Source organism: Herminiimonas sp., from assembly GCF_030645555.1.
In the GTDB taxonomy this organism is placed as follows: Bacteria; Pseudomonadota; Gammaproteobacteria; order Burkholderiales; family Burkholderiaceae_D; genus Oxalicibacterium.
Window position 1 is genome coordinate 1 of record NZ_JAUSME010000236.1, and the last position, 13,726, is coordinate 13,726.

The following is a 13,726-nucleotide window of genomic DNA, read 5'->3' on the forward strand; positions in this document are numbered from 1 at the left end:
CCAACCAGTGGCGTTTGAGTTCGCCGCGTTTCGGCCGTTCCGATCTGCTGGAAGAACAACTTGATGAAGTGCTGTTCAACAAGGCCACCTTCGATGATCTGGTCAACAAGCGCAAGGGGCCGTTTGTCATCATCAGTGCGACCGATATGTCGTCTGGTGCGCGCTTCGATTTCATTCAGGAATCATTCAATTTCCTGTGTTCGGATTTAAGCAAGTTTCCGATTGCGCGCGCGGTGGCTGCATCGAGTGCAGTGCCGCTGGTTTTTTCTCCTGTGACGCTGTGGAACTATGCTGGAGCTTGTGGCTATCAAGTGCCGGATGCGATGCAGGAAGCGGCGTCGAATCATCTGCCAGGCCAAGCCGCCGCCAGCTCGCGTGCACGCACCCAGGAGCTGTTCAGTTATCTCGATCGCAGCAAGCGTCCTTATATCCATTTGCTGGATGGCGGCCTGGCGGACAATCTCAGCATACGCGGCATACTCGATATGGAAACGATGATAGGCAGCCAGGCCGTAGAGCGCGATTTTCGTCTGGAAGAGATGGAAAAACTGGTCGTCATTGTCGTCAATGCACAGAACGATCCTGAGCATCTGATTGATCGCAGCGCCGATGTACCCGGCTTGCGGGATGTGGTGCGCGCGATCAGCGATATTCCGATTGCACGTTATACGCAAGAGTCCGAGCGTGCAATGCAGTCCGGCATCGATCGTTGGCGCGAGTCTGCGCAAACCAGGGCGCAGCAGAATGGCACGGTGCCGCCTTCAGTCTATTACATCAATATCGGACTCAAGAATCTGGCCGATGAAGGCAAGCGGGAAGAATTGTTGAACGTGCCTACGTCCCTGTATTTGCCTAAAAAAACGATCGCGGAATTGCGCGCAGCAGCCACTGCACTGATGCATGAGTCGCCGGATTTTTTGAAATTGCTGGAGGATATCAAGGCGCAACGCAGCGATTGAGATGTATGCATTCAGCACGATGTAATGGCGGGGATGGCAGGGCGGCGGGAATTTTAAATAAAAAACTGCCTCGCCAGTATCCGGCGCAGGCAATAAAAAAGACAGGCATAGCCTGTCTTTTTTATTTGTTGCCGATTACTTGGCTGCAGGAGCTGCAACTGGAGCAGCTGCCTTTGCTTTTTTCTTGCTGGTTTTTTGTTTTTTAGCTTTTGCTTTTGGGGCTTTGACTTCTGCTTTTGCATCAGCTTTGACAGATGCCGCAGCAGGGGTTGCCGGCGTTGCAGGGGTTGCAGGAGCAGCAGCTTGAGCAAAAACGGTGGAAGCAAACAGACCAGCAACCAGGGCAGCGAGTAATTTATTCATTTGTATGCTCTCTTTAAAATTTGATGAAAAGGTGCGAACCATGTCTTCAGTTCGTTTCTACATAACGCCAGCGAAATAATGCGGTTGACGTCTTTTCTGGAATATCCGGCATATATTTTCAGTGTCTGGACCCAGCGTCTGATGTGAGGATTTCGTTAAGAAGGGCAGGGTTTTATCGTGGCTGAATGTTCCGGTGGCTGACTCAACTCCATCATTGATGATGACTACTGCGTTTGCTGTCTGCGTTTCTTTTCTTCATACATGCGGGCATCCGCTTCTGCGCAGGCGGCGATCAAGCCCAGCTCGGGTTTGCGATTGGCTGCACCGAGGGATGCCTTGATACCCGCTCTATCGAAACTGTCGCGCAAGCGCTGCAGCAGGACTTCCGTATCCGTGACATTGCATTCAATGCCGAGGATGAGAAATTCATCGCCGCCGATTCTTGCCACGATGTCATTCAGGCGCACGACATCACGCATGACATTGCTTGCATCCACCAGCAATTTGTCGCCGGCAGCATGTCCCAGCGTATCGTTGACTTCTTTCAGCGCATCAAGATCAACCGAAATCACGCAGGCTGGATTGCCATAGCGCCGGCAGCGATCTTCTTCTCGCTCAATTAACTGGTCCCAGCCGCGGCGGTTGTATAGCGAGGTCAATGCATCGCGTGAGGCTTCGGCTTCTGCCCGTTCTGCACGCCGTGTCGTATCGGCTATCATCAATTCGGCATGCAAAAGGCTGCTCAATAAGTCAGCCATCAATTCGATCAGTGCCTGTCCTTCCCTGATCTGTTCTGATTGCGGTGCCGGATCGATTGCGCAAAGTGTGCCGAACAGTGAACCATCCTTGCGGGTGATGGGCACACCGACGTAAGCACCTATCTCGAGCATGTCGGCAATCGGGGCCTCTGCGTATGCCTGTATCAAATCTGATTGCGGCGCTATGCGCGGGCCCAGTCCGGCCACCATGCGTGAGCAAAACGAATCCGACCAGCGGAAAACAGCGCCTTCCCTGGTGCCGTAGTGAGAGTCTTCCACCGCCAATACGATCCAGTCGTTACCTTCCGTGCGCGTCACCATCCATAAGTCGAAACCGAATTTCTCACGTAAAAAATGTATGGTTGCATGGGTCGCCGAAGTGAAATCATGAATCATCGTATCTCCCGTATGGCTATGATTTTTATTGAGGCAGGGCGTGGTTCGCACTCATGTAGGGCGAACAGTAGTAATGTGTTTTTTGCTTGTCCAATGGCAAGATTAGCAAAAATCGCTGTAGCGGTCACTCTATCGTTTCCTGCGGGTTTTTCTCTCGCCGTACATCCAGCAAGCGTCTATAGTTGCGTCCGCCCAGCCACAGGCTCAATGCAATCAGCGTGCAAGCCAGTTGTCCTGCCGCCAGCGCAAGTGGCGAGTGCGAAAGCACCGGCGCTATCACGCCCGCCATCAGCGCCCCCAGCATCGTCAGCGTGAACGACTGGCAAGACGCGACTATGCCGCGTATGGTCGGGAACAGGTCGAGCACCAGCAAGGTTGCGCCGGGCGCCACCATCGACATGCCTATGGTGTAGAAAAACAGTGGCATCACCGACCACGGCAGCATGGGTGGAAACAATGCGTGGTAGAGCACATTGCAGGATGCGGCGCCGATCAGGAAGGTAAAACCGATCAGCACTTGCCGCGCCATCGGTATATTGCCCGCCAGCCGGTTGGCGGCCAGCGCACCCAAGAAGATGCCCGCTACCGTAGGTACGAATTGCCAGCCGAACTGATCCGCTCCCAGTCCCAGATGTTCAACCAGGAAAACCGGTGCGGCAGCGACATACAGGAACAAGCCGGCAAAATTGAAGGCCACTGTTCCTGCCTTCAAATGAAAGAGTGGCGAGCGGAATACACGCCGGTAGCTTTGGTACAGAAATTCCGGATTGAATGGCTGGCGTTTGTCGCGCGGCAGTGATTCAGGCAAACGCTTGTAGCAATAAATCAGCAGCAGCACGGCATAGGCAAACAGCGACAGGAAAATTGCCCGCCAGTCCATGCGCTGGACGATCCAGCCGCCAAGTATCGGTGCAATCGCTGGTGCAATCGAAAAGATCATCGTTACCAGCGATAGCAGGCGCTCCGCTGCCGCGCCTGCATACAGGTCGCGTATGATGGCGCGCCCTATGACCACACCAGCGCCGGCCGCAATCCCCTGCAACATGCGGAAGGCCCACAGATATTCTATGCTGTGCGCAGCGGCGCAACCGAGCGTGGCGACTGCGAACACGGCGAGTGAGACCAGGATGATATTGCGTCGCCCGAACGCATCCGACAAGGCGCCATGCCACAGGATCATCACTGCGAATGAAAACATGTATGCAGTCAGTGTCTGCTGCACTTCGAGCGGGCTGGCGCCCAGCGATGCCTGGATATTCGGAAACGCCGGCAGATAGGTATCGATAGAGAACGGTCCCAGCATCGACAATCCCGCCAGCATGACGGCAAGCGCACTGCTGGTGATGGCTACCGTTTTGAGCGGCGTGTTGCTGGACTTGAGTTCGTCAGGCATCAGTTTCTATTCTTTTCTTCTTTGAAAAAATTGCAGCGCTATCCGCGATGCCTGCACATGGATGCGATGGACTCTGTTTTTTTTCAGCAGGGCGGCGTTAGATGCCGCCCATGCAAAGGTATTTTATTTCCAGATATTCTTCTATCCCGTACTTGGAGCCTTCGCGCCCGAGGCCGGATTGCTTGACGCCGCCGAAAGGCGCGACTTCGTTGGAGATCAGACCGGTGTTGATGCCGACCATCCCGTATTCCAGTTTTTCGGCGACGCGCCAGACGCGGCCTATGTCGCGCGTATAGAAATAACTGGCCAAACCGAAGTCGGTATCGTTGGCGGCGGCTATCACTTCTTCTTCCGTCTCGAATTTGACGACGGCAGCAACCGGGCCGAAGGTTTCTTCATGCATGATGGTCATGTTGCTGCTGACATCAGACAATACGGTCGGTTCGTAAAAGCGGCCGCCCAGTGCATGTTTTTTGCCGCCGGTGATCACGCGCGCACCTTTGCCCACTGCGTCGCTGACATGCTGTTCGACTTTAAGGATCGCCGGCTCATCGATCAGCGGCCCTTGCAATACGCCTTGCTCGAAACCATTGCCGACCTTGATCTTGGATGCAGCGGCTGCGAGTTTTTCGACGAAGGCATCGTATAGCGATGTATGTACATAGAAGCGGTTAGTGCAGACGCAGGTCTGGCCGGCATTGCGATATTTTGATTGCAGCGCGCCTGCGACGGCCGCATCCAGGTCGGCATCATCGAAGACGATGAACGGCGCGTGGCCGCCGAGTTCGAGCGCAATTTTCTTGATCGTGGGTGCGCATTGCTGCATCAGGATCCGGCCTACCGGTGTCGAACCGGTGAACGATACGTGCCGCACGACAGGGCTGGCGCATATGGTCTTGCCGACGGCGATTGAGTTGTCCGCATCGGCCGTGACCACATTGATCACGCCTGCGGGGATGCCGGCGCGATGCGCCAGTTCCGCAATTGCCAGCGCCGATAATGGCGTCTGCTCGGCCGGCTTGATCACGATGGTGCAACCCGCTGCCAGCGCAGGTGCAACCTTGCGTGTGATCATCGCAATCGGAAAATTCCACGGCGTGATCGATGCGCATACGCCTATCGGTTGTTTGATCGCGAGCGTGCGCTTGTCGCTCCAGGTGGATGCCAGCACATCGCCGCTGACGCGCTTGGCTTCTTCGGCAAACCATTCGATAAAGCTGGCGCCGTAGATCACTTCGCCCTTGGATTCAATCAGCGGTTTGCCTTGCTCGGCTGTCATCAAGGCGGCCAGATCGTCGGCATGGGCGATGATAAGGTCGAACCATCTGCGCATGATGATGGCGCGCTCCTTGCCGGTTTTTGCCGCCCAGGCAGGGAAAGCAGATTGTGCCGCCTGGATGGCATTTTCCGTTTCTTCTGCACCCATGTTCGGCACCGTGCCCAGCGTGCTGCCATCGGCTGGATTGGTGACTGCAAACTGCGTAGCCGCCGTGATCCATGCGCCATTTATGTAAGCCTGATTGCGCAGCAGCGAGGGGTCTTGCAAATGGAAGGTGTTATTGGCAGCGCACAACATGAAGCTCTCCTGCATCGTAAAAGAAAAAGGATAGCTGATTCACCGCAGTTGCGCTGGGAAGGACTTAAATGAAATGGCATCTGCACATAAGCTGACATGCAGACCATGTCAGGAGCATAGCTTGTCGCGTTTGGTGGTACGTACAAAATCGGCAAGGCGGCGACCGCTGGTACTGGCATAGCGTTCGGCAATATCGATGGTGCGTACACGATCAAGGCGGAAAGAACGGAAGTCGCTACGCGTCTCGCACCAGGCTGCGATAGACCAGCAATCTCCCCAGAAATACAAGGCCAGCGGCCAGATTGTACGGCGTGTTGCCTGTTGCCTTGCATCGACATAATCCAGTTGCAGCTTGTGCTGTTTTCCAATCGCCTGGCGTATGCTTTCCAGCCTTGCACCATGTGCCTGGTTGATATGGAAGTCTGGCGCAAACATGGGCGTTGCTTCGACGAAGTCGCGTTTCTCGCGTGGCAAGGCGAGTGTGATTTTCGCCAGTGCAGCGGCCCCCGATGCTGCCAGTTGTGGTCCGCCCCAGGCTTGCACCATGCGCATGCCGGCCACCATCGCTTCAATCTCGTCGGTCGAAAACATCAGCGGTTGCAAATCGAAACCGGCCTTGACACGGTAGCCTACGCCAGCCTCGCCTTCGACCGGAACACCCGATAATGATAAATCCCGGATATCGCGATAAATCGTGCGCTCCGATACGTACAGCCAGTCGGCCAATTGGCGTGCTGTCGTTAACCGGCGACCGCGCAAATACTGGGCGATCTGGAACAGGCGTTCAGCGCGACGCATGATGACGGCAACGCGGGAAGATTTCTTCGGCCTTGAAAGCGATCAGGCAGTGCAGGCGAGAGACTTGATAAAACATCGGGTACTCCGATGATGAGTGGAGGAAGAATCAGAATGAAGCGTTGCCTCATTCTGACAAATGCACGTCTTGTCGTCCAGTTATTGGCTGGCGACGGTTCAGTGTTGTGCGTGCAGCGCCAGCAGATTGCCTTCGGTATCGATGAAGTGCGCAATGAAGCCGATGTCATTCGGCAGCTCCATTTTATGCAAGCGGATTTTTCCGCCGGCGGGTTCTATGCGTGCCAGTACCGCATCGATAGACGGACTGGCATCCAGATAGATCAGCGTCCCGCTGCTGCCAGGCACATAGTCTTCTCCATGCGTAACGCAGCCGCATGGTATGCCGCCGGCATCGCTGAATAATGCCATCTCCAGCGAATCGGAATCAGGTTTTTCGAGGCGCAAGGTAGTATCGAACAACGCTTCATAAAAACGCGTGGCGCGACCAAAGTCGGTGGATGGAATTTCGAACCAGTTTATTTTTGTATGCATGATGTGCTCGCAGAAAATGCCAAATGGCAGGATGCATCATGCAGCAGTGCTCCTGACAGCATGGTGTCAGGAGACTTTATGAAAAACGCTTAATTTGCCTGATCGGCCTTGGGCTTGGCTTGTTCGCGGCGATTGAAGCCGGCCACCATGTCGAAGCGGAACAGACGGCATTCGAGAGCGCCATTGAAGAATGGCGTCTTGCGTGCTTCCTTCAGGCGCAATAGTTTTGGCAAGCCGAGATCGGCGGTAAACAGGAACACGTGCCAGCCGGCGAAACGCTGCTTGAGCGTGGTGCCGAATGCGCTGAAGAATTCCTTCGCCATATCGTCGTCTTCTATCGTGCTGTCGCCGCGTACGCCTATCCGTTCGCCATACGGCGGATTGGTCAGCAGTATGCCCGGCGTCTCGCTAGGCGCCTTGACTTCCTGCGCCTCGATTTGCTTGAGCGGCACGTCGAACGTTATGCCGGCCTTGTTCAGATTGCTGCGCGTCATTGCGACCATGTCGCCGGAAATGTCGCTGCCGAATATCGTCGGCTCGGCCGGCAGTACATTCGGCTTGACGTTGTTCTTGATTGCCAGCCATTCCGCAGCATTGAAATCGTTGAATTTTTCAAATGCGAAATTGCGGCGCAAGCCCGGCGGTATGCCAGCCAGCATTTGCGCGGCTTCAGCCAGTATCGTGCCGGAGCCGCACATCGGGTCGAACAGCACCATGCCCGGCTTCCAGCCGGCGGTGCGCAACAGGCCGGCCGCCAGGTTTTCACGCAAGGGCGCATCGCCGGTATCGAGCCGCCAGCCGCGCTTGAACAAGGCTTCGCCCGACGTATCCAGATACAGCGTGAAATGACGCGCATCGAGAAAGCCGACGATGCGCATATCCGGCATCTTGGTGTCTACCGATGGACGCTCGTTGCAGAGATCGCGGAAGCGGTCGCAGATTGCATCCTTGATTTTCAGCGTGGTGAATTCCAGGCTGCGCAGCGGCGACTTGATCGCGGTGACGTCGATGCGTATCGTGTGCTGCACGCCGAACCAGTCTTCCCATTGCTGCGCCAGTGTCAAATCGTAGATATCGTTTTCAGTGGTGTAACTGCCATGGGCGAGACGCATCAGGACGCGCGAAGCGATGCGCGAATACAGATTGATGCGATAGGCATCCTGTAGCGTGCCGGAACAGTGCACGCCGCCCGGGACTTGCGTATGCACCTTGAGCGTGTTGCCGCTGCCGGGCGCTGCCGCGATCTCGTTGAGTTCTTCGGCCAGTGCGATTTCCAGGCCGCGTGGGCATGGGCAAAAATAGGAATGTGATGATGACATCTGGAGTACCTTTTATCCGTAGTAAACATTGCTGCAGGACCGTATCAACATGATGCGTCCTGAGCTTAGGGGTAGTGCTGTTTGCTGCTGCTTGTTGCTGTTTTTTGCTGTTTCCGGTGTGACTATTTCTGTAATGCGCGCTCGACAAAATCGAGCCTGTCCTGACCCCAGTATCCTTCCCCGTCGACGACATACCAGGGCAAGCCGAATACATTAGCTGATATCGCGTCGTTGGTGAATTGCTCGTATTCACCCTGCACGCTGGCGGTTTCCGACGCCTTCAGCAAAGCCTGGCCATCGTGGCCGGCGGCATTGGCCAATGCGATCAGCGTGTCCGGGTCGGTGATGTTTTTTTCTTCCGCCCATATCGCACGCATGATGGTTCCTGTCAGCGCCAGTGCGGCATCGGTGCCGTGGGCAAATTTCGTTGCAATGATCAGGCGCGCCGCAGCATCGCCGGATACGGGAAAGAATTTAGGCTGCAGGTTGAGTGGCAAGCCCAGGTGGTCGCGCCAGCGCGCCAGCTCTGCCAGCCGGTATGCCTGCCGTTGCGGCGGCCGTTTGGCGAGCGGCAAGCCGCCGGCAGCATTGAAAACCTTGGTCAGATCGCATGGCTTCATCTCGATCTGTACATTGTGCTGCTTGGCGATGGCGATCAGGCGCGCATGTCCCAGATAGGTCCACGGAGATTGTGGAGCAAAATAATATTCACATACCTTGGTCATCGCAACTCCAGAAAAATCAAAACGGTTTAACCACGACAAGGATGACGATCGCCAGCAGCAGGATCACCGGCGCTTCATTGAACCAGCGATACCATTGATGGCTGCGCTGGTTGATGCCGCGCTCGAATTTTTTCAGCAGCAGGCTGCAGGCATGGTGGTAGCCGATCACGACGACCACCAGCGCGAGCTTCGCGTGCAGCCAGCCATTGCCGGGGCCCTGGCCGAAGCCGTAAGCCAGCAAGGCAAGGCCGAATACCAGCGCTGGTACTGCCAGTATCGTGGTGAAGCGATACAGCTTGCGCGCCATCAGCAATAGCCGCGCGGTGCTGGTCGCGTCATTTTCCATCGCCAGATTGACGAAGATGCGCGGCAGATAAAACAGGCCGGCGAACCAGGAAACGACGAACACGATGTGCAGCGATTTAATCCAGAGCATGCTATTTTCCGATGAGGCTTAAGTGGATGGGCGAAGAATCATGCACGATATTACGCACGTACTTCGCCATGGTGCAGCAGGGAATTCGCAGGGCATTGCCCTGCGCCTGCGTAACGGTGCTGCCTTGCAAGGCAGTACTCCGTTGCATGGCCGCTTTCACTGCATTACGCACGTACTTCGCCATGCCCAAAGACCACATATTTCAATGAGGTCAAGCCGTCCAGACCGACCGGGCCGCGCGCATGCAGCTTGTCGTTCGAGATGCCGATTTCGGCTCCCAGTCCGTATTCGAAACCGTCGGCAAAGCGCGTCGATGCATTGATCATCACCGATGCCGAATCGACTTCGCGCAAGAAGCGCATCGCCCGCGTGTAATCCTCGGTGACGATGGAATCGGTGTGCTGCGACGAATAAGTATTGATATGGTCTATCGCTTCATCCATGTTGGCGACGATTTTCACTGCCAGTATTGCATCCAGATATTCGGTGCTCCAGTCTTCTGCGCTGGCTGCTTTCAGATGCGCATAGCCGGCCAGTATCGCGCGCGCTTCATCGTCACCGCGCAATTCGACCTCCCTGGTTGCATACAGTTTGGCGAGCGTCGGCAATATGGTCGGTGCAACAGCACGCGCCACCAGCAGGGTTTCCATCGTGTTGCAGGTGCCGTAGCGATGGCATTTGGCATTGAATGCAATATCCAGCGCCTTGGTCAGATCGGCCTTGTCGTCGATATAGACGTGGCAGATGCCGTCCAGATGCTTGATCATCGGCACCTTCGATTCCTTCATCAGGCGCTCGATCAAACCCTTGCCGCCGCGCGGCACGATGACGTCTATGTATTGCGGCATCGTGATCATTTCGCCGACGGCGGCGCGATCGGTGGTGGCGACGACTTGCACGGCATCGGCGGGCAGGCCGGCAGCGGCCAGACCTTCATGGACCAGCTTGGCCAGCGCCTGGTTGCAATGGATGGCTTCCGAGCCACCGCGCAATATCGTGGCATTGCCGCTCTTGATGCACAAGCCTGCTGCATCGATGGTGACGTTGGGACGTGCTTCGTAAATGATGCCGATTACGCCGAGCGGTACGCGCATCTGGCCTACCTGTATGCCGGACGGGCGATACTTCATGTTCGAGATTTCGCCGATAGGGTCGGCCAGGGCGACGATCTGCTCCAGGCCTTCAGCCATGGTGGTGATGGCCTTGTCGGACAAGGTCAGGCGATCGAGCAGCGCGGGCGCCAGGCCGCTGGCGCGTGCGGCGTCCAGATCCAGCTGATTGGCGGCGCGCAGTGCATCCGCATCGCGCCGGATCGCAGCCGCGATCAGTGACAATGCCTGGTTCTTGGTGGCCGTGTCAGCCTTGGCCATGGCGCGCGATGCCTTGCGTGCGCGCTGACCGACTTCTTTCATGTATTGCTGGATATCCATTTTGCGTAGGAATGGTTGGTCTGTCGATTAATCAATTGATAAAGCCTGAAACTGTCGGCCATGCATACTGCAGGATGCCGTGAGCGCGCTTTGGTATAGATTTTCAGCCGCGGGCGATTTTCAGGCCCAGCTGCAGCATCGCATCCCATGCGTCGCCGGAAAATTTTTTCGCCCGCAAGCCCTTCACCATCTTATCGATTTGTGCCGCTTCCTGCAGCGCGCCTTCCAGCGTCGCCAGCTTGAGCCGGCGCAAGGCTGGTTCTATCAGCCGTTCGCGCGGTCCCCAGATGCGGTGTTCTTTCGTTAACTGGCTCAAGGGTCGGCCTTGTGCGACGCCGGATTTCAGCTTCAGCAGGGTACGAATTTCTTCGGCAACCGCCCACAACACCAGCGGCAATGCTTCGCCTTCGCCTTTCAAGCCTTCCAGCATGCGCACCAGGCGTGGTGTATCGCCGCTCAGCATCGCTTCATTGAGCTTGAATACATCGTAGCGGGCGACATTCAGCACTGCATCGTGTATCTGTTCGAAACTCAGCACGCCTTCAGGATAAAGCAGGGCCAGTTTCTGTATCTCTTGATGCGCCGCCAGCAGATTGCCTTCCACGCGATCGGCGATGAAGTCCAGGCAGGCGCGATCGGCGCTTTGATGCTGCGCTGCCAGCCGCACGCCCAGCCATGCCGGCAGTTGCGCGCGTTCGACCAGCGGGATGTCGATATATACGCTGGCTTGCTGCAGGCTGGCTACCCATGCTGCTTTTTGCGTGGCCCAGTCGAGCTTGGGCAGGGTGATCAGCGTGACATTGTCCGGGCTTAATGAAGCGGCATAATCCTGCAGGGCCTTGCCGCCATCCTTGCCCGGCTTGCCGGTCGGGATGCGCAACTCGATCAGTTTCTTGTCGCCGAACAGCGATTGCGATTGATTCGCTGCCAGCAGTTCGCCCCACTTGAAGCTGCGATCGACTACCAGCACTTCGCGCTCGGAGTAACCCTGCGCGCGTGCAGTCTTGCGTATCTTGTCGGCCGCTTCCAGCGCCAGTAGATGTTCATCGCTCGTGATCACATACAAGCCGGCGAGCGGCTTGCTCAAATGCGTGGCGAGAGCATCTATGCGCAGCTGCATTATTCTACTTTTGCAACAGCCACCGGCTTGATGGCAGCGATGCGGCGCAAAATCTGCTGTACCAGATCCGATTGCATGTCGCGATACAACATCGCTTCTTCTGATTCCTTGGCCAGTACCTGCGATTCGTTGTAACTGATATCGCGCTTCAGGGTGATGAGCGTCGGCGGCAGCAGTTCCACATTCTTGCTGTCGCGTACACGGATGGTGACGCGGTAATACAGCACGTATTCGCGCACGCGGCCCTGGCTGTTGAGCGAGAGGATGACTTTTTCCCGCACTTCGGTCAGGAAATCCAGCGTCGCTTCGGCTTCTGCCTGCACGGTCTTGATCTCCAGCTCGCCGCTGCCGCGTATATAGCGCCGCAACTCGTTGCCCAGCGTCGATGCTTCAGGCACCGCGAGATAAATCGACTTGAACGGCAGGTTATTGCCGAGTATCGAACTGCGCAATTTAAAACCGCATGCAGACAGCATGACGGTAGAAGCCAGAGCGATACAAAGCAGACGGCGATTTTTTAGCATGGATAATCCTGCATCAAAGAATACTTAAGAAACGAATACTTAAAAAAACGAATACGCAAAAACAAATGCTGCAAATTCATTGCTTAAAATCAGGCAACGATATTGACCAGCTTGCCGGGCACCACGATGATTTTCTTCGGCGTGCCTTCGATGAATTTCTGCACTGCTTCATTGGCCAGCGCCGCCGCCTCTATCGTGGCCTTGTCGGCATCCCTGGCGACGACGATGCTGCCGCGCAGTTTGCCATTGACCTGGATCATCATTTCAATCTCCGCCTGCTCCAGTGCCGATGCATCGACTTGCGGCCATGGCGCATCGAGTATATCGCCATGCATTTTCGCAAAGCCTAGTTCCTGCCACAGCGCATGCGTGATGTGCGGTGCAACCGGGTTCAGGATGCGCAGGAAGATCGACAGCCCTTCGCTGATGACCGCATTCGATGCCGCCGACTCGTCCAGCTTGGCGCCTTCCAGCGTATTGAGCATCTTCATGCTGGCGGAAACGACGGTGTTGTACTGGATGCGTTTGTAATCGTTGTCGGCCTGCTGCAGGATCTTGTGCAATTCGCGGCGCAAGGCTTTATGCGTCTCCGGCAGTTTGGTAAAGTCGAATGCAGCGGCAGCGGCAATACGCCCGGTCTGGTTGTACGAATAAGCCCATACGCGGCGCAGGAAACGGTTCGCGCCTTCAACGCCGGTGCCTGACCATTCCAGCGTCTGTTCCGGCGGCGAAGCGAACATCGTAAACAGGCGCGCAGTATCGGCGCCGTACTGGTCGATTTGCGCTTGCGGATCGATGCCATTGTTTTTCGACTTCGACATTTTTTCCGTGCCGCCGATGGCGACCGGCTGGCGGTCGCTGATCAGGGTGGCGGAAACCGGTCTACCTTTTTCATCGAGTTCCAGTTGCACGTCGGCCGGGTTGTACCAGGTCTTCTTGCCGTTTGCCTCTTCGCGGAAATACGTTTCGTTGAGCACCATGCCTTGCGTGAGCAGATTGGTGAACGGTTCGTCGAACTTGATCAGGCCGAAATCGCGCATGACCTTGGTCCAGAAGCGGGCGTACAGCAGATGCAGCACTGCGTGCTCGATGCCGCCGATGTACTGGTCCATCGGCATCCAGTAATCATTGCGCTCGTCGACCATCCTGTCGACGCTGCCTGGCGCGCCTTGCGGCGAGGTATAGCGCATGTAATACCAGGATGAATCGACGAAGGTATCCATCGTGTCGGTTTCGCGACGCGCCGGCTTGCCGCATTTCGGGCAATCGCATTTGAGGAAGGCTTCGTGCTTGTTGAGCGGATTGCCGCTGCCGTCCGGCACACAGTCTTCCGGCAGCACGACCGGCAAATCTTTTTCCGGGACCGGCACCGCACCGCAA

The 13,726-nt window shown here is 56.2% G+C and carries 14 protein-coding genes; 1 reads left to right on the forward strand and 13 read right to left on the reverse strand.

All coding sequences use genetic code 11. From position 1 onward, the window contains the following. Positions 1 to 959, forward strand: a 959-nt coding sequence (locus Q7T06_RS09165) for a patatin-like phospholipase family protein (protein WP_304783831.1), incomplete at its 5' end; no start/stop codon positions are given. A 135-nt stretch (positions 960 to 1,094) separates the two neighbouring features. Here Q7T06_RS09165 and Q7T06_RS09170 read toward each other — a convergent pair. The 13 genes from Q7T06_RS09170 to Q7T06_RS09230 form a co-directional block, all read right to left on the reverse strand. Then, on the reverse strand, positions 1,095 to 1,322 hold the full coding sequence (locus tag Q7T06_RS09170) for a hypothetical protein (RefSeq protein ID WP_304783834.1): 228 nt from the start codon (positions 1,320 to 1,322) through the stop codon (positions 1,095 to 1,097). 224 nt (positions 1,323 to 1,546) lie between these two features. Further along, positions 1,547 to 2,476 carry a GGDEF domain-containing protein gene (locus Q7T06_RS09175; protein ID WP_304783837.1) on the reverse strand — a complete coding sequence of 310 codons (930 nt, stop codon included), beginning with the start codon at positions 2,474 to 2,476 and terminating at the stop codon, positions 1,547 to 1,549. A 124-nt stretch (positions 2,477 to 2,600) separates the two neighbouring features. After that, on the reverse strand, positions 2,601 to 3,869 hold the full coding sequence (locus Q7T06_RS09180; protein WP_304783840.1) for a multidrug effflux MFS transporter: 1,269 nt from the start codon (positions 3,867 to 3,869) through the stop codon (positions 2,601 to 2,603). Between the two features lie 97 nt (positions 3,870 to 3,966). After that, the gene (locus tag Q7T06_RS09185) at positions 3,967 to 5,445 is read right to left on the reverse strand and encodes an NAD-dependent succinate-semialdehyde dehydrogenase (RefSeq protein ID WP_304783845.1); all 1,479 of its coding nucleotides are present in this window, start codon (positions 5,443 to 5,445) and stop codon (positions 3,967 to 3,969) included. Between the two features lie 108 nt (positions 5,446 to 5,553). After that, positions 5,554 to 6,243 carry a YafY family protein gene (locus Q7T06_RS09190; RefSeq protein WP_304783848.1) on the reverse strand — a complete coding sequence of 230 codons (690 nt, stop codon included), beginning with the start codon at positions 6,241 to 6,243 and terminating at the stop codon, positions 5,554 to 5,556. Positions 6,244 to 6,417: 174 nt separating this feature from the next. Then, on the reverse strand, positions 6,418 to 6,792 hold the full coding sequence (locus tag Q7T06_RS09195) for a VOC family protein (protein ID WP_304783851.1): 375 nt from the start codon (positions 6,790 to 6,792) through the stop codon (positions 6,418 to 6,420). An 89-nt stretch (positions 6,793 to 6,881) separates the two neighbouring features. Then, positions 6,882 to 8,111, reverse strand: a complete 1,230-nt coding sequence (locus Q7T06_RS09200) for a class I SAM-dependent RNA methyltransferase (RefSeq protein ID WP_304783855.1) — start codon at positions 8,109 to 8,111, stop codon at positions 6,882 to 6,884. A gap of 122 nt (positions 8,112 to 8,233) precedes the next feature. Beyond that, complete coding sequence (locus Q7T06_RS09205; RefSeq protein WP_304783858.1) at positions 8,234 to 8,836, reverse strand: 2-hydroxychromene-2-carboxylate isomerase; 603 nt, start codon at positions 8,834 to 8,836, stop codon at positions 8,234 to 8,236. Positions 8,837 to 8,852: 16 nt separating this feature from the next. Then, a complete protein-coding gene (locus Q7T06_RS09210; RefSeq protein WP_304783861.1) occupies positions 8,853 to 9,272 on the reverse strand; it encodes a CopD family protein in 420 nt (139 codons plus the stop codon). Positions 9,273 to 9,436: 164 nt separating this feature from the next. Beyond that, positions 9,437 to 10,702, reverse strand: coding sequence for a glutamate-5-semialdehyde dehydrogenase (locus tag Q7T06_RS09215; RefSeq protein WP_304783864.1), 1,266 nt, complete (start codon positions 10,700 to 10,702; stop codon positions 9,437 to 9,439). Between the two features lie 103 nt (positions 10,703 to 10,805). Further along, a complete protein-coding gene (holA, locus tag Q7T06_RS09220) occupies positions 10,806 to 11,822 on the reverse strand; it encodes a DNA polymerase III subunit delta (protein ID WP_304783867.1) in 1,017 nt (338 codons plus the stop codon). Beyond that, positions 11,822 to 12,346, reverse strand: a complete 525-nt coding sequence (gene lptE, locus Q7T06_RS09225) for an LPS assembly lipoprotein LptE (protein ID WP_304783870.1) — start codon at positions 12,344 to 12,346, stop codon at positions 11,822 to 11,824. The genes holA and lptE overlap by 1 nt, the downstream gene beginning before the upstream one ends. Before the next feature lie 89 nt (positions 12,347 to 12,435). Continuing rightward, positions 12,436 to 13,726: class I tRNA ligase family protein (locus tag Q7T06_RS09230; RefSeq protein ID WP_304783874.1), on the reverse strand; the 1,291-nt coding region annotated here is incomplete at its 5' end.